Source organism: Succinatimonas hippei YIT 12066, from assembly GCF_000188195.1.
Classification (GTDB): domain Bacteria; phylum Pseudomonadota; class Gammaproteobacteria; order Enterobacterales; family Succinivibrionaceae; genus Succinatimonas; species Succinatimonas hippei.
Genome location: NZ_GL830957.1, coordinates 1 through 17399 on the forward strand (window position 1 = coordinate 1; position 17399 = coordinate 17399).

Below are 17399 nucleotides of genomic sequence, written 5' to 3' on the forward strand. Positions count from 1 at the left end.
TCGACGGCAGAATGCATGTCCATTCCCTTGAGGCTTGGCAGGGAAAACTGTTTATACTGTTCCTGGCCTTAATTTTACGTAAAGAGCTGCATAAGCGTTTAAAACCGCTACTTAGTAAAACGCATCATACCTTCCACCGCAGCGTGACGGTGTTAAAAGACATCAAAATGATCCGCAATCAAGACCGCTGGGTATGCAGAAAGGCTTTAACGGCAGAGCAAAAGTCGCTGCTTAATGCTGCTTTGCCCTTTGATATGAAAGAGCTGCGATCCGTATGATCCGATATCGTCAATTGGCGATATGAAATTTTATACTATATTTAAATTACGGCGATCCGGGATATAAAAGAATCCAAACATGAGATAAGCATTATACACATCAAGGAAAACCTTGTGTACATTAATAGATTTTAGCAATAAATTAAAGTGGAATTAATCATTTACATTATATTGATTTTAATGTACTAAGAATATGTAGCTTTTTTAATTCTCCTGCTAAGGTCATTTCAGCTTTAGCAAGAACATGAATGAATACATTTTTATCAAAATCAATAAAAGATGAGGCATAAATATTCCCAGATTGATGTAATTCTGGGTCAACAATTACAAAATCAATTAACCTTGAATTGATATTATCAATACGTGCTTGTCCGGTGCCGTTTTCTTTATCTAAACTTTTTATATATAAATTATATTTTCTTGGTTCTAAAAATTTTGTTCTTTCTGGTTTATATAAAAAATCTTTAAAAGAACTGTTTGAACAAAAAATACAGTTACCGTTTACTAAATGAGCTGATATTTTTTTACATTGTTTTCCTAATGGATCTGCAAAATATTTACAAGCACCAATATTTTGTTCGGTAAGAATATCAATTTGTTTTTGTAAATCATCACATCTTTTTTGAGATTCAATACGTATGTTTTCTATATTAACTTCATTATCTTGAATTCGTTTTGTATTTGCATATTCATATTCGTACATTTCTTTTTTAATTTTTTCAAGATTTTGTTCATAAAGTTTATTCTTTAATTCTTCAGAATTCTTGGTGTTGCGATTAAAAATGTAACTAAATAATGCTAAAATTAGTGCAGGACCTCCACCTGACCAAAAATCAGAGCTTGATAGAATATTTTTTATAGTAATTAAAATATCAATTGAACCAGGAGTTAATTTTGCACAAGTTGTTACTTTGATATTTCTTTTATTCGGATCTTTTTCGTAATAGTTTAAGGTGGATAAAGAACCAACAGCACTACAAATTTTTGCAAATCCTTGTAAAGATATTGCTAATGATGATAACTCTATTTCGTGATCACCTTCAATTAAATCTTCATACTTTAATGTAAAAGTTAATAATTCTTTATCATACCTTAGGGACATGTTTTTCACCTAAAAATTACATTTAATTATAAATTAAATTAATTTAATAATAAAAACTAAGAATTTTATCAAATTTTATTGAATTGTTTTATTGGAAACAAGAAAAATCTAATATATATAACATTTTTGTATTGCACATGTACTCTTTTAGTATTTATTATAATAAGTTTATATAGATTAAATAATGAGTAAATTAACTTCGATTTATGATGAAAATTTTCTTTGTTGATAAATGTCATTATTTTCAAATAAGCAAAAATTTATAGCTCTTGTCAGATTTTTATACTATAAGAAAAATGGAGATATTTGCACAAAACTTTAGACATAATGCTAATATTCGGTATATAAATACTGTTTTGTATTGTATGGTATATAGTTGATTTTATAAAATATTTTTATGCGCGTGATTATGACGAGAAAAATTATTTCCATACTTGATTGTGTATGGGTTAAATTTATTTAAAATGCTTTCTTAAATAAACAAGTACTTGATAGTGATAATTGAATTTAATGATTTATTATATTAATAAATATGTAAAAATTAGATACGATAGAGAAAAAAACAAAATATTCACATATAACTGCAAACATATTAAAAATTTGACAATAATCACATATAAAATCAAAACATTAAAAATTAAGATTTATTTATCAACGTTTTGTGTGTTCAATATAGATGTGATCTTATTATTTAATTTAACAAGTTTTCTTGTATTGGCAAATCTATGTTGACTGGGTTCTGATTCTTTGTGTTGAAAAGTATAATCATTGTGCTGTTAGTATAGAATATTCATAGGAGATTGATAAGGATACGAAAAAGCAAAAATGCTAATGTGACTTATGAAATGTATAAAAGTGATACATGGTATACTTGATAGAGGAGGTACAGTTTGGTAGAGAAAATTCAATCCATTCCAGAAGCAAGATTACTGCTGGCCTCACTGCGTTCTGTAGGATATAACGTAGAAACTGCGATTGCTGATATTATAGATAACTGTATTTCAGCTCGAGCCCATGAAATTAAAATCAAATTTGACTGGGAAAAGAAGCGGATTATTATATTTGATGACGGTTTTGGTATGAGTGAAAAGGAGCTGATTGAGAATATGAGGATCGGCTCTTCTGACCCCAGCAAAACTCGCCACAAAGATGATTTAGGCCGGTTTGGTATGGGGATGAAAACAGCTGCTTTTTCTCTCGGGAAAAAGCTGACTGTTGTTACAAAATCTGATTCTGCCGTAAGTAATGCTTCTTGGGATTTGGACTTGATTCCGGAGATCGGTTGGAGTTTGATTATCAGAGACGAAAGTGAAATCTATGAATTTTTATCCCTGATAGGAGAGCAGGGTACAGTTGTTGTAATAGAAAACTTGGATCGTGTAATTGATACTGGTGATGAAAATAAAGATCGTATTAAATTTTATAAAACTGCGGAAAAAACTGAAAAACATTTAGCACTTATATTTCACCGATTTATTGAAGAAGATAATCTTGTTCTGAAATTGAACGGTATCCCAATTAAGGCATGGAATCCATTTATTTTGGAAAATAGTGCAACTCAAGAGTTGCCAGAAGAGTCGGTTTTTTCAGATACAGGGCGTTCTGAGGTTGTAATTCAGCCTTATGTTCTGCCGCATAAAACGAAATTTGCTTCTGATGACGCTTATAAGATAGCCGGAGGACCTAAGGGATGGAATTATCATCAGGGTATCTATATTTATAGGAACAGACGGCTGATCATTTGCGGAACATGGTTTGATTATATAAAGAAAGAGCCGGCATACAATTTGGCCCGTATTAAGATTGACATTACATCAGATAGTGATGAGGAGTGGAAAATTGACATTAAAAAGTCTACAGCCTCTTTGCCAAGTTATGTCAGGGAATCAGTGGAAAGAGCGATTGACCTTTGTACTGAAAAATCCGCTCATGTATACAATTCCCGCGGCAGTTATACGAAATACAATGTCAGTGCTCCGAATCTTGATTACGTGTGGGAGCAGCGAAAAAAGAATGGTCGTTATGTTTTCTATATTAATAGAAAACATTCACTGCTGAATAATATAAATAATCAGCTGGATGAACAAGGTAAATTAACCCTTTCTGCTTATCTTGCTCTGGTTGAAAATTTCGCACCGTTTATGCAGTCGGGAGTGACAGATTTTCTGCATAAAGAAAAAGTTGATGCGGTGCACCCTGATAAGAACTCTTTGGAATATCAGATGCAAATTAAAGATTTGTCAGATATGGTTTCTGTCTTTTTGTCACGTGGATTTTCGAAAGAAGAAACGCAGTCTACTCTGCTTGATATGGCTAATTATAGACATCTTCGAGAGGAAATTATCAGATTAGTGGAGGAGTACAATGATTAATGCACCAAAAGACTTAAATAATATAGAGATTGCTTTATATAAAGGCGGATATGAATTTTGTAAGAAATTGGTAAAAGAAGATCATATAAATATTATAGAAGCAGTTGAAAAGACAGCAGAAAAATTTGGCGCCTTAAATATAATCTCCGATATGGAGTGTTTTAAGAGGTTCCTGTTCAGTGAAGTTACAGCTTATACGGAGCCTTCTATTGGTGTGTGTGATCCGAATCTTGAAGATAAGACTTGGTGGAATGAGCTAAAACAAGAACCGACTTTTAAATCAGAATATTGGAATCGTTACTATGACTATTTGCTGAAAAAGCCTTCATGGAGTATTTCAGCAGTTAAAGATATCAATTCATCGACCGATGAGATTATGAATTCCTTAACAAATCCCCGAAAAGGAAAGGCTGGTGAACGTATGGGATTGGTATTTGGCTACGTTCAATCAGGTAAAACCGCACATTACATCGGTATGATTAATAAAGCCTATGACGCGGGATATAGTATTGTTATCGTATTGTCAGGTATTCATAACAGTCTTCGCAGCCAGACTCAGTCTCGTATTGATGAAGAAGTTCTTGGATACGAAACGAGTTTGGATAGCCTCGAAGATATGACTCGTAAACGCAATGTGATTGGTGTAGGAGCAGATCCTCACAGCCAGGTTGAAACAGTTGTTCAGTCAATTACGACTAGAGACGAAAAAGGTGATGTCAATACAAAAACGGAAAGCGTATCTATGATGCCTCCGTTCATGATTGTAACTAAAAAGAATGCTTGTGTTTTGCGCAAAATTTTGCGTTTTTTCCGTAAAAATCATTGTGCAGAGATGATAGATGGAAAGAAGAAAATTCCAGCAAAATATCCGGCTCTCATTATTGATGATGAAGCAGATCAAGCTTCTATCAATACAAAAGAAAGCTATGATCTTCAAGGAAACGTTTTGGATGATTATAATCCTTCTACTATCAATGGATTAATTCGAGATCTGCTTGGAGTATTTGAATGCCGGTCTTATATCGGCTACACTGCAACTCCTTTTGCAAACATCTTTATTCCACCTCACATTGACGATGAAAAATATGGGAAAGATCTTTTCCCTAGAGATTTTATTTACAGAGCTCCAAGAGCAGATCAATATGTTGGGGCAAGAGAGTTCTTTGGATTTGGTAATAGTGAGGATGCTCCAGCGATGCCGCTGTACCGGGAAATCGTGGAAGGTGCTTCATATCTAGGTAAAGGGACTAAATCAGACCAGCCTGTCGGAGAACTTCCTATGGAGCTTAAACACGCCGTGAAATGTTTCCTTTTGTCTACTGCTTTAAGAAACTGCAGAGGGCAAAGGAACAAACCTAATACCATGTTAATTCACATTGTACGTTTTGTTGGTCAGCAGAATAAAATTAAACAAAAAGTACTGAAATATTATGAAGATGAGATAGCAAACCTTATTCGTTTGGGTGATTGCAATATTGAAAGTGAACTGAAATTGATTTGGGAAAAAGATTATGTTCCTACAACTATCACAATGAGGAAACAGTTTGGCAAATATATGTCTGGATGCAATGATGTCTGCTGGAACAGCATCTGGACTGAAGTTAAACGTCTGATTGATGACAAGGAAATCAGTATATATAGTGTTAATGGCGAAAGTGAAGATGTTCTTATATATAAGAATCATGAGGGAAATCCTTTTAATGTCATTGTTATTGGCGGAGATAAGCTCTCAAGAGGTTTGACATTGGAAGGACTGACTATAAGCTATTTTACACGTAGCTCTAATACCTATGATACGCTGATGCAAATGGGGCGATGGTTTGGATTTCGTCCAGGATACTTAGATGCGTGCAGATTGTTCACTACTTCAGCGCTTCATTCAAGTTTTTCTCACATTTCTATGGCAACCGAAGATCTTGCTGCGCAATTTGATTTTATGAACAGTGTAGTTCAGACGCCAAATGACTTTGGTCTGCGTGTGGCATCTCATCCGACATTGGAAATTACTAGTCGAAATAAGTTAAGGACAGGTCAGGAATTTAAGCGTGATTTCAGCTGTAAACTTAGTCAAACTCGTGTTTTTGATATTGATGGCGATCAATATGACAGAAATTTTGATGCTGTAGAAGATCTTCTTGATGCGATTAAAAGCTGCCGCATAACAGCAGAACAATATCAGGAAAAATTTGGCAGAAAGTCTCCTGGTAATCATTTTATCTATCAAAATGTATCTGCTCATGATGTTGCCAACTTTTTTGAAAGTTATGAGACATCAAAAACTGCGACAAGAGCAAACAGCAAATATATGGCAGATTACGTTCGTACAATGAACGCTGATGGAATTGGAGGAGTTAAATCATGGATGGTTTGTCTAATTAATATCAGCGGTCATGGCAAATCTTTTGATATCGCAGATCTCAAAGATGTAGGTGCAGGTATTTATAGAAAAGAAAATTCAGGAGTAGATTCTTATGATACTACCTGTTCTATCCACACAATGACATCAGCTGATCATGAGTATTTTGATTATGATCAGAACTTGTATGACAAAGTTCAGATACTGAAGGAAAAGTATAGAAATTCTCCGCAAACAATCAATGAAACAATCAGAAGGGAAACAAGACCTTTTGCAAATGGCTTGTTAATCTTATATCCGATAGGAGATGCTGGAAAATTAACTGCAAAACGGGGAAATCATAAACCTCCTTTTGGCTTTGCGGCAGTATTTCCCGATCGTAAGGACCAAGGTAATCTCAAATCCTATCGGATGAATGATATTGCATTGGAGAAAGACAGTGATGAGTTTTACGGCTGATATTTACAAAGGGATATTATCCGATATTTCTGCAGGATCAAGCTGGTCTTGTCCTTTTGCGACGCGGCTTGTGAAATTTAACAATGGTATTATGATTGCTTTTGCAGTTAACATAGCTACAAAAATGCGCTCAGTTTTTCTATCAGTGACTTCAGAGGTCTCCAAGAATAGATTTCCACACTGTAAAGGCATTGAAATTAAAACAGCATCTTTGCCTGAGTATGGAGTTAATATTCCTTTTGTCGGATTATTTCAACTACCCGCTAGTGACAGTAATATTTTTGAAATTGTTGTTGAAGATTTAAGAGTCCAGCTGAAGTTCGCTGATCACATTGAAGAATCTTTATTTGTTATTATTAGAACCTTAAAAAAGTGGAAAGATTTTTTTGCTGCTGATAAAGAGTTGCTGATGTCTGAAGAACGTCAGCAGGGGCTATATGGTGAGCTGTTGTTTTTAAGTGAATGTTTAGACTCACAAGGAGTGGATGCTGTTTTGCATTGGGCTGGCTGTGATGATGAAACTCATGATTTCTATTTTGGACCGCATGCAGTTGAAGTGAAAACTACTTCTGCGCAAGCACCATATTTTGCCAGCATCAGCAGTGAATACCAGCTGGATAAAGATGATATTTCAGGAATGTTGTTTCTGCGTTTCTATGCGCTTCGAAAAAGTCATAGCGGAGGTGAAAGTCTTTCTGAACGAATTGCAGATATTCGCAGCAGGTTGTGTGAAGATACATCACTTCTGCAGAAGTTTGAAGAAAAGCTAAAGAAGTATGGTTATTTTGATGAGGCTGCAGATTATTATACAGCTGGCTATTTTCCGCGGGATCTTTATTGCTTTGCAGTAGATAGTGATTTTCCGAAAATAACAAAAGAGACAGTGCCGCTTGGAGTAACGGATCTTAGATACCGAATCAATATAATGCTTTGTATGCCGTTTGCACAAGATATAAAATCTGTTTTTGAAGTTTTGAAAGGAGTAACTTAATTTGTTAAATGAGAAAATTCTTGACTTCTATAGAGAATTTCAAGATGAAGTTCTCGATTATGTGAAAGAACATGCTCCTATTTCTAAAAATGCAGCTTTCAAAACTTTGTTCTTGTCTTATCTTACTGAGTCTGGAGAAAGTCTTGTTTCAGACTGTACACTTATAGATTTTAAGAGGGATGGTGAGAATATGAAACTGGATGGTTATGCGTTCAGCGAGTATTTTCACTCTCTTACTTTGCTTGTGAGCAAGTATCAGGCCAAGCAATTGCCGGAAAAAGTGAAGAAAACCGAAATTGACAAGCTTTTGAAAAAAGTTCTGAAATTTTATAAAACATGCGGTACCGACTCGTTTGATGCTATGGAAGAATCCAGCGACGGGTATCAGGCGTATGAGTTTATCAAAGCGCATAAAACGGATATAGAAACAGTTAATATTATATTATTGACCAATGATGAAACTATACAATATATTCCAAATGATACACGCCATGGAAAAGCAACCGTTCGCTTTGATATTTGGGATATTGAAAGATTGTATCAAAGTGTTTTTGGCGGTGATGCTTTGGAGCACCGGCTTGTTGTAAAACTGAGAAAAAAGTACGGGGCTTCTTTGCCTCTTATTAAAGTTAGAGGTGATAATGAGATATATGACTGTTATATAGGTGTTATTTCTGGAAAGCTTTTGGCTCGTATTTACGAAGCAGAGGGACAGGATCTTATTCAGAAAAATGTCCGTTCATTTCTTCAGGCAACTGGTAAGGTTAATAAAGGTATAAAGGCGTCGCTGACTAGTGAGCCTCAAATGTTTATGGCCTACAATAACGGTATATCAACTGTTGCTGACAGTATTGAGTTTGATGAAGATCAAAACAGTGGTGATGTTGTGAACATTACAGAAATCACCGGTTGGCAAATTGTGAACGGCGGTCAAACTACAGCATCAATTTACAATGCATATAAATCAAAACTTCCTCTGGATCAGGTGAATGTACAAATTAAGTTGTCTGTTATCAAGAAAAAAGATCAGGCTGAAGATATTATTCATAACATTTCAAAGTATGCAAACAGTCAAAATAAAATCAATATGTCTGACTTTAATGCCAATGATGCATATCATGTGAAGATAGAACGATTATCTAGGGTAACACCAATACCCGCAGCGAAAGGTAAATCAACAGATTATTGGTTTTATGAGAGAGCTCGCGGACAGTATTTGGTTGAATTGAGTCGTCAGCCGACGGCTGCAGCAAAAAGGGAATTTAAGAGCCGCTGCCCGAAGAGTCGCTGTATTTCTAAAACAGTAGCAGCAAAATGTGTGATGGCATATCAGGGATATCCATATATTGTTAGCAAAGGTTTAGAAACCAATTTTGTTTATTTCTCAGATATGGTATCAAAAGGAGAATTTCCTGAGCCTTCTGAGCAGAGTTATATTGATATGATTTCCAAGGTGATATTATTCAACAGCTGTGATGAAATTATCAAAAATTTGAAATTTGGCGGTTTTAAAGCTCAGCAGAACTATTACATCATGGCATTGCTTGGGAAATACTATTCGAATTTAATCGATCCGCAGGAAATATGGAAAAAACAGATAATTAACCCAAAAACGGCAAAGGTTATAGAAAATTTAGCATATATTGTGTGGGAACATTTCCAGAAACCAATAGTTCCAGGTGTCAATATTGGACAGTGGTGCAAAAAAGAAGATTGCTGGGAACTGCTCCAGAGCCGTTTTGAAGCCAAAATGAAAAAAAAGGATAATTGAAATAAATGCCATATTCAGTAGTGGATCTGTTTGCAGGAGCTGGTGGATTGAGCTTAGGGTTCGTGCAGACAGGAAAATATGAGATGAAAGTTGCTTTTGAGCGAGACCCGAACATGCAGGCGACTTACCGTCTAAATCATCCTAATGTTGAACTGCAGGGTGATGTATGTGGAGCAGATTATGCAGATATACAGAAAAGATATGGGGCTATTGATGTTGTGATTGGCGGCCCACCCTGCCAGGGGTTTTCAAATGCAAATCGGCAGAAGAATCATGTAATAAGCCAGAATAATATGTTGGTAAAGCAGTATATTCGAGCAATTAAAGAGCTTCGGCCCAAAGCATTTGTCATGGAAAATGTCAGCATGCTTCAATCTGAAGTTCATAGGTTCTATATGGAAGAGTCAGATTTAGATATTGTGAAAAAATATCAAATTCCAAATAAAAATACGCCGTTGAATTTGCTTAACACAGAGTTTATGTTTGACGAAGCGTTAGGTATCGTTAAAGACTATGATTTACTTCAGCAGATGCTTTGGCCTGAAAATCATTATCGGGAACTGAATATTATTTATAAGGCAAAAAAAAATGCTGATAAGATGAAAAAATCTTTAGAAAAACATCGGCAAAATCTTACTAAAATCGCTAAAACATATATAGAAAACAATACTGACAGTTTCATTGCGCAGGAATCCAGAAAAGCGTTTCAAGCAGTTTTGAATTATTTTGAAGGCTCTGTTGATGCTGATAGCTTTTTTTTCTCGATTGAGCCAGCCATTATGATTCAGCGTATGCTAAGCAAAGCAAAGGAAATTTTTGATAATCATATCCATGTGGATTCCTATGAAATAACAGAAAAAGGTCTTTTGGTAAATATTCGATCATTTGCAGTTTTTGATTATTTAGAATGTATTCTGACATCTAGTGAATATGGATATTTGATTAAAAGCGATATTTTATGTGCTGCAGATTTTGGCGTTCCTCAGAAAAGAGAACGTTTTGTTGTTATGGGAGTTAATAGTGATATTTCTGATGAGGTCCTTTTGCCATCTGGAAAGATTAAAGAAGGGCATTATCAAACTGTTCGTGATGCTATTTTTGATCTGGAAGATGTCGTTCCAATACATGATTTAGCAAGTGATAAGGAAGGAGTGTCTTTAAAGCATAAAGATCAATTGAGTCCTTTGGCACAGCAACTGAGAAATTCAAATATTTTGAAAAACCACATCATTACCAAAACGACAGATGTAGCCATGGCAAGATTTAAAGCTCTGCATCAAGGAGAAAATTTTCATTGTTTAAAGGATTCTCTTAAAACTAATACTTATACTGATGTAAAACGCACTCAAAATACAATTTATTTGCGGTTGAACTATGATGAACCAAGCGGAACAGTAGTTAATGTTCGAAAGTCAATGTGGATTCATCCGACACAAGATCGGGCAATTAGTATCCGAGAAGCAGCTCGGTTGCAGACTTTCCCCGATAGCTTTGTGTTTTGTGGAACTAAAGATAAACAGTATCAGCAGGTTGGAAATGCTGTACCTCCTTTTATGGCGAAGGCGATTGCTGAACAGCTTGCAGCCATTTTAGGAAATAAATCTCGTAAGGCAGAACAAGAAAATGGTTGATAATCTTTCAAAAGAAGTTCGCAGCAAAAATATGTCTCATATTCGAAGCACGAATTCAAGGCCGGAAGAGATTGTTAGAAAATATCTGTTTTCTAAAGGGTTACGATATAGAAAAAATGTTAGAGACTTGCCAGGTTGCCCTGATATTGTTTTGTCAAAGTATCATATTGTTATTTTTGTAAATGGCTGTTTTTGGCATAAACACAACTGCGGCAGATTTGTGTGGCCGTCTTCTAATATTGAGTATTGGGTTACCAAAATAAATCGAAATGTGGAACGTGACAAGGAAAACTATAAAAGCCTTAAGGCTATGGGATGGAAGATACTGATTATTTGGGAATGTGAACTAAAAAAGAATATGCGTAAAGAATGTTTGGGGTGGCTCATTAAAGAAATCAAAGGTGACTAGAAATGTGGGACTCTGAGGATAAAAAAAGAGACACAATTCCAAGAGCTTACTATCATGGAAGTTATGAAAAATTTATATTAGCAAGTGAAGCTGAAATTTACTACGAATTGGTGCATAACTCTCTTCATTTTGATTTGACAGTACAGCAAGAGCAGGCTTGGAATGAGGAGGTCAGGATTTTAAAAGATGTTATGCTTCGGCTTCAAGAGGGATATATTGCACTTGAATATTCTATTCCTCGAATGGGAAAACGTATTGACGCTGTTTTGGTTATTCGTAGTTGTGTTATTTTGTTGGAATTTAAAGTATTTGAGACCGTATATTCTAAGGCTGCTGTTGATCAAGTTGTTGATTATGCTTTGGATTTGCATAATTTTCATGAAGCGAGCCATGCAATATATTTATTTCCATTTTTAGTATGCACAGATGCACTTGCACATACTAATGAAATTAGTATGAATAAAGGAATTTCATCTCCTATTCTTTGCTGTAAAAATACTCTTATAGGAGAGATTTTACACATTATTTATAACTATAATCATGGAGCTATTGTTGATCCAATACAATGGATCAATTCCGTATATAAACCTACACCAAACATCATCGAGGCAGCACAGGCTTTATACTCTGGACACGATGTACGGGAGATTTCTTATAAGGAAAGTGATGATAATGATATTGCAGTTACAACTGCGTTGATTGATAAAATTATTGCAGACAGCAAGAAAAATCATTGGAAATCGATTTGTTTCGTTACTGGAGTTCCTGGTGCAGGAAAAACTTTGGTAGGACTTAACATAGCAAATAAACGACATAACTTTCAAGAAGTAGATGAAGAACATGCTGTGTTTCTTTCTGGAAATGAACCTTTGGTTACTGTTTTAAGAGAGGCTTTGACTCGGGATCAAGCAGAAAAGAAAAAAATGTATTGTAAAGACTGTAAAGTCAGGGGATTAAACAGAGACTGTATCAGCTGTAAATATAATATTACAAAGGAAGGCATTTTATCTGAAATAAAAAGTTTTATTCAGATGGTACATGAGTTTAGAGATGATTCTCTTTTGGAGGGATATCCAGCACCTATTGATAAGATTGCCATCTTTGATGAAGCACAGCGATCTTGGAAAAAGGAGAAATTAAGCAAGTTTATGAGGAAAAAGGGGAAGCTTAATTTTGATATGTCAGAGCCCGAGTGTCTTATTGAGTATATGAACAGGCACAAAGATTGGGCGGTTATTATATGTTTAGTTGGCGGAGGACAAGAAATTTATGATGGTGAAGCAGGAATTGCAGAATGGTTTAATGCAATAAATGAACATTTTCCTTCCTGGAAAGTATTTTGCTCAGATCGTATAACAGATTATGAATATGTTGGAAATAGCTCAATCGAAAAACTTCTTTCAAATGTTGAAGTTCATAAGAGCCTAAAACTCCATCTATCAGTATCTATGCGGAGTTTTAGAAGTGAGTATGTTTCTGATTTTGCAAAGGCGGTAATCGATGGTGATGAGAAAAAGGCAACGGAGCTTTATCAGAAAATCACACAAGTTGACCCGGTTACCAATAAAATGCGTTATCCGATTCTTTTAACGAGAAATCTTCAGACAGCTAAAGAATGGGTGCGAAATATAAGTCAAGGCACAGAACGGTATGGAATTATTGCAAGTTCGCGTGCTAAACGTTTGCGTGCAGAAGGTGTCATAGTTCCTAAGGACATTGAGATTGAAAAATGGTTTTTGAATGGAAAAAACGATGTAAATTCTTCTTATTTTATGGAGGTCGCAGCATCGGAATTTAAGATTCAAGGGTTGGAAGTTGATTATGCTGTTGTTGTATGGGAAGCTGACTATAGGTATATGTGTGGTAAATTCACATATAATAATTTTATCGGATCTTCTTGGGTAAAGGTTAATAATCCTATTGCTCAGGATTATCAAAAAAATTCTTATCGAGTTTTGCTTACTCGTGCACGACAAGGATATATAATTTATGTGCCTAAAGGTAATGTTAAAGATGTTACCAGAAATCCTGAATACTATGATTGCACTTACAATTATTTAAAAAAGATTGGTGTTTTTGAAGTTTAATAACATTATTAACAACAACTTAAAATCGTTTGTTAAGTTAAATAGTTAAAAAAATTTGTAACTGCAAAAAAAGTGTGTAAGATAGTTTTGAATATACTTAATCTTTTATTAAAGATATTTAAATAAATAAAAAATAGTTGAAAATCAATATGGATAAGCAGCTTGTTTAACATAAAAATTAATAATTTTCGTAATATAAAAAGTGCAAATATTGCTTTAAATGGTATTACTGTTGTATCGGGTATAAATGGCTGTGGTAAAAGTACAATTTCAAAGTTACTATATTACACTTTAAAAAACACAATAGATTATGAAGATTTAGTTGTTGATGATATTAGAGAATATCTGAAACCATATCAAGAATTAGCAGAGCAATTGCAATTTTATATGGTTACACACTCAAACGGTGAAGATAAACAAAGTTATTTTAGAATGAACATAAGTTTAATTGATGATTTTATTAATAAAGACATTAGTCATCGTTCTTTAAATAACTTAAAACTAATTAGTACTAATTTTTTAAAAATTGTAAATGCCTCCAAAAAATAGTACAAGTTTAAACCGTTTAAAAACAATTTTTTATGTAATTAATAAAAAAGAATTTAAAACATTTGAGGAAGCAATAGAAATTTATTTTGTCCGCCTATCCAAATATATGATAATTATACTAAATTAAATATTCAGCGTCCATCTTCACTTCTTATTTGAAAGTTAGATAATTTATTTGTAAATTAGATAGATGATCATGTAAGTATTAATGAATATAATGATCTGATTTTTAGCAAATCTTTAAAATATCTTCCTCTTGTACATAATTTTAAAAACGTTATATATTTAGATTCTCCAATGGCAATCGGCATTGAAGCAAATAAGGGCGTCCCAGATTACTGGGTAGATTTAAATAATCTTCTTAAGAAAAAATAACTTATAGCTTTAGTTAATCATTATTGCATTCGATATCAAATATTATTCAAGGTGATGTTGAGTATGATGAGCTTAATAAAAATTTAAAATATCATAGAAACGATGGAAAAATTTTTGAACTTATTGATTGCGCTACAGGGATAAAGTCTTTTTCATTGCTTTCTATTTTATTAAAGAACTGATCGCCTGATAATAATACGCTTTTTATTATTGATGAGCCTGAAACCCATTTACATCCGCAGTGGATTATAGAATATGCAAGACTTATTGTTTTATTAAATAAACAATTACAAATAAAGTTCTTTTTAGCAAGCCATAGTGCAGACTTGGTAAGTGCCATACGCTATTTTTCCGAAAAGGAAGGTATATCTGTTGATGTAAACTTTTATCAAGCAAATTCTGTTGCTGATACCTATATGTATACATTTGAAAATTTGATATAGAACCTATTTTTAATTCATTTAATAAATCTTTTGATATTTTGAACAAGTATTTGAACGATGAAAGATAAACATAAATATAGCCTTTCTAATACTGAAGCATATGCAAAATCCCTTATGGGAATAGAAAATTTTTATGATGAGTTTATTGATACTATTTTTAATATCATTAATAGTGAAGGAGGCAAAGCTTATCTCTTTAAGAATAAAGAAATAGCTGTTAATGGCGATAGAGTTGAATTAAAATACGCGCAAAAAGAAGGTCTGGATCAAAATAAAACGGTTGATTTAATTTTTTTATTAGATAATAATGAATTGGTCTTAGTTGAAGATAAATTTAAGTTGAACTTAAAAACAGAAAAGGATTATTTAAAGTCAGATTTAAGAGGTAAAATAAATTACTCTAAGGCATTTTTTAATTTAGATGATCTTAAGATAAAAAACCATAATAAATTATATGTACTTATTAATAACGACAAATTATGAATATATTGATAAATGATCCTCAATTTGAAATAATAATAACAAACATGCTTTTAAATAAATGTAAAATGATCGTAAGTTAATTTTTTACCATTAGTAGATAATTTTGTTAAGTATAAGTGAATAGATAAGACCTATACAATGCTTTATCTAAAATCTCTGGATATTATAACTTATTTAAAAGACTGTAATAAATTTGTATTGTTTATAATCCATAATAGGAAGTGTGTGTAATCATATAAATTATGTGGCATATTAAAAGTATTTTTTTATTAAAAGTCTAAAATGTATTTGGGGGATTTTTTATGCATTCTATATGGATCCTGGTTTAAACATATAGAACCAGATAAAAAACCTATATTATCAATAATATATATTTTGTTTAAAGACTCACACTTAAATACTAAAACGTCTTTAAATCCAAAAATGAAAGCTCCTTGGTCACCTGTTATATTAATAATCTTATAGTTTAATTTTAGAAGTGTATCTTTATCAATAATACTGTTTATTTCCAGATCAACTTTATAAAAGTTTCCTGCGTATTTTAAGATAATTTTAACTATATTTTGCCTTAATTGTTTAGATAAAAATACAGGATAAGCGCCAAGAAGGAATAATAACGAAAATAATATTGGTGTCTGTTTATCTAATAATACAGTAATTATTAATATAAAGGTTAAAAATCCTTCATAGAGTAAAACAATAAATAATAAAATACCTAATCCATATTGTTTTAATATTTTTTTTAATGCTTAAGGTTCCTTTAGGTAATTTATATAAATCTATTATCAATTTTAAAACTATAATTGCAAGAAAAGCATATACAAGTCTGCAAAAGTACATGATATCTTCAGTCTTTATTTGTGAAGGATTGAGGCTAAAATCTATTATAAATTTATCGACACCGTAGATTGGTATAAAAAATGATAAAAATAATATTGTTCCGACTAATAGGACTACTAACAGTAGCGAATAAAGTACAGAATTAATAATTATTACCTTGAAGATTATATTTAAAGAGTTAACATCTCGTTTGGGGAGTCCAAGGTCTATATATGCCTTATATAAAATAATGAAAGGGCACCAAAATATGACACAAACACTTATAATTGAAAGAGAGTCAAATCCTGAGTCAAATAGCATTTTATATATATCGCAAATTATTTTAAATGCGTCATACATAGTTTCATTTTATCCGTGTTTTCAGATTTTACTTATTTAACGTAAATTTTCTTTGATTTTATTATCTTTTATATTTTACTTTTTTTTTCAACAAAAATGGGAACCGTTTCCTGTTCCCATTTGGATTTTAATATATATTGTCTATTAATTTATCGCTTTTATTCAGCGACCTGAGCACTGATTCCTTTAACTAGTTTATCTCCATATTGATCAATATAGAATTTTGCTACTTCATCAAATGCAGCGTCTTTAAAGGGTTTTTGATCAATTTGTTCGATGACTTCAACGCCGTGTTTTTTAAACTCTGCAATTTGTGTTGCCGCTTGATCTGAATTCATTTTTCTTTGGAATTTAGCTCCTGCAAGAGCTGCATTCAATATGATTTGCTGATATTCAGGAGATAATTTGTAAAAGGTTGATTTAGTCATACCGACAAGCAAAGCCGTATATTGGTGATTGGAAATAGAAAGGTATTTTTGGACTTCATAAAGTTTTGAAGAGTAGAAAATGCCGATAGGTTGATCCTGTACGTCGACAATATGGGATTAAGTGCTGTATAAAGTTCATTTAAAGCTATAGGAGCCAGGTTTGCTCCTAAAACATCAAAAAGCTTTACTGACATCGAGTATCCCAGAACTTGTATCTTAATTTCTTTGACATCCTCAGGTTTTGCAATCTGATGATTATTGTTTGACGATGGCCAAAGCCGCTATCCCAGAAGACTAGAGCTTTAATGTTAATTTTTAAAGTGTGTTTACAGATTAAGTATTAGGATTTAGTTCCGACAGAGATGTATTTAAGTGAATATGTAAAGAACTTATTATGAAATATGCAGTAAAATTGCGGATATGCTAAAAAATGCCAGATATGGTAAAAGAACAAAAGACAATATGAAGTGACCTCCACTGATGTAA

General features: G+C 33.1%; 14 protein-coding genes and 1 pseudogene. 11 read left to right on the forward strand and 4 right to left on the reverse strand.

From position 1 onward, the window contains the following. The coding region (locus tag HMPREF9444_RS11020) for a hypothetical protein (protein ID WP_009142664.1) at positions 1 to 278 on the forward strand (278 nt) is incomplete at its 5' end. 166 nt (positions 279 to 444) lie between these two features. Here the strand turns inward: HMPREF9444_RS11020 and HMPREF9444_RS02050 are convergent. Beyond that, entirely contained in the window at positions 445 to 1380 is a 936-nt protein-coding gene (locus HMPREF9444_RS02050; protein WP_009142665.1) for a DUF7946 domain-containing protein, read from the reverse strand. Positions 1381 to 2270: 890 nt separating this feature from the next. Between HMPREF9444_RS02050 and HMPREF9444_RS02055 the strand changes: the two genes are divergently transcribed. The 8 genes from HMPREF9444_RS02055 (at position 2271) to HMPREF9444_RS10430 (ending at position 14005) form a co-directional block, all read left to right on the forward strand. Next, a complete protein-coding gene (locus HMPREF9444_RS02055) occupies positions 2271 to 3752 on the forward strand; it encodes an ATP-binding protein (protein ID WP_009142666.1) in 1482 nt (493 codons plus the stop codon). Further along, entirely contained in the window at positions 3745 to 6567 is a 2823-nt protein-coding gene (locus tag HMPREF9444_RS02060; RefSeq protein ID WP_009142667.1) for a Z1 domain-containing protein, read from the forward strand. Before HMPREF9444_RS02055 ends, HMPREF9444_RS02060 begins: the two co-directional genes overlap by 8 nt. Beyond that, positions 6551 to 7558 (forward strand): PD-(D/E)XK motif protein, encoded by a 1008-nt coding sequence (locus tag HMPREF9444_RS10425; RefSeq protein WP_009142668.1) that lies wholly within the window; start codon positions 6551 to 6553, stop codon positions 7556 to 7558. Before HMPREF9444_RS02060 ends, HMPREF9444_RS10425 begins: the two co-directional genes overlap by 17 nt. A gap of 1 nt (position 7559) precedes the next feature. Then, entirely contained in the window at positions 7560 to 9329 is a 1770-nt protein-coding gene (locus tag HMPREF9444_RS02070; RefSeq protein WP_009142669.1) for an AIPR family protein, read from the forward strand. A 5-nt stretch (positions 9330 to 9334) separates the two neighbouring features. Beyond that, positions 9335 to 10960, forward strand: coding sequence for a DNA cytosine methyltransferase (locus tag HMPREF9444_RS02075; protein ID WP_009142670.1), 1626 nt, complete (start codon positions 9335 to 9337; stop codon positions 10958 to 10960). Then, positions 10953 to 11369, forward strand: coding sequence for a very short patch repair endonuclease (locus tag HMPREF9444_RS02080; protein WP_009142671.1), 417 nt, complete (start codon positions 10953 to 10955; stop codon positions 11367 to 11369). Before HMPREF9444_RS02075 ends, HMPREF9444_RS02080 begins: the two co-directional genes overlap by 8 nt. Before the next feature lie 2 nt (positions 11370 to 11371). Beyond that, positions 11372 to 13456, forward strand: a complete 2085-nt coding sequence (locus HMPREF9444_RS02085) for a DNA/RNA helicase domain-containing protein (RefSeq protein ID WP_009142672.1) — start codon at positions 11372 to 11374, stop codon at positions 13454 to 13456. A gap of 162 nt (positions 13457 to 13618) precedes the next feature. Then, on the forward strand, positions 13619 to 14005 hold the full coding sequence (locus HMPREF9444_RS10430) for an AAA family ATPase (protein ID WP_009142673.1): 387 nt from the start codon (positions 13619 to 13621) through the stop codon (positions 14003 to 14005). 466 nt (positions 14006 to 14471) lie between these two features. On the opposite strand, the gene HMPREF9444_RS11190 is transcribed toward HMPREF9444_RS10430, so the two are convergent. Next, positions 14472 to 14720 (reverse strand): hypothetical protein, encoded by a 249-nt coding sequence (locus tag HMPREF9444_RS11190; protein WP_050778974.1) that lies wholly within the window; start codon positions 14718 to 14720, stop codon positions 14472 to 14474. Between HMPREF9444_RS11190 and HMPREF9444_RS11385 the strand changes: the two genes are divergently transcribed. Both HMPREF9444_RS11385 and HMPREF9444_RS02095 read left to right on the forward strand, forming a co-directional pair. Then, positions 14629 to 14823, forward strand: a complete 195-nt coding sequence (locus HMPREF9444_RS11385) for a hypothetical protein (RefSeq protein ID WP_407083898.1) — start codon at positions 14629 to 14631, stop codon at positions 14821 to 14823. The genes HMPREF9444_RS11190 and HMPREF9444_RS11385 overlap by 92 nt on opposite strands. 57 nt (positions 14824 to 14880) lie before the next feature. Continuing rightward, positions 14881 to 15306, forward strand: a complete 426-nt coding sequence (locus HMPREF9444_RS02095; RefSeq protein ID WP_009142674.1) for a hypothetical protein — start codon at positions 14881 to 14883, stop codon at positions 15304 to 15306. A gap of 1337 nt (positions 15307 to 16643) precedes the next feature. On the opposite strand, the gene HMPREF9444_RS10440 is transcribed toward HMPREF9444_RS02095, so the two are convergent. Both HMPREF9444_RS10440 and HMPREF9444_RS11390 read right to left on the reverse strand, forming a co-directional pair. Then, a complete protein-coding gene (locus HMPREF9444_RS10440) occupies positions 16644 to 17024 on the reverse strand; it encodes a type 2 periplasmic-binding domain-containing protein (protein WP_083801102.1) in 381 nt (126 codons plus the stop codon). Further along, positions 16910 to 17167: pseudogene (locus HMPREF9444_RS11390) on the reverse strand (hypothetical protein); the annotation flags it as partial. The gene HMPREF9444_RS10440 and the pseudogene HMPREF9444_RS11390, both read right to left, overlap by 115 nt. Positions 17168 to 17399 lie beyond the last annotated feature (232 nt).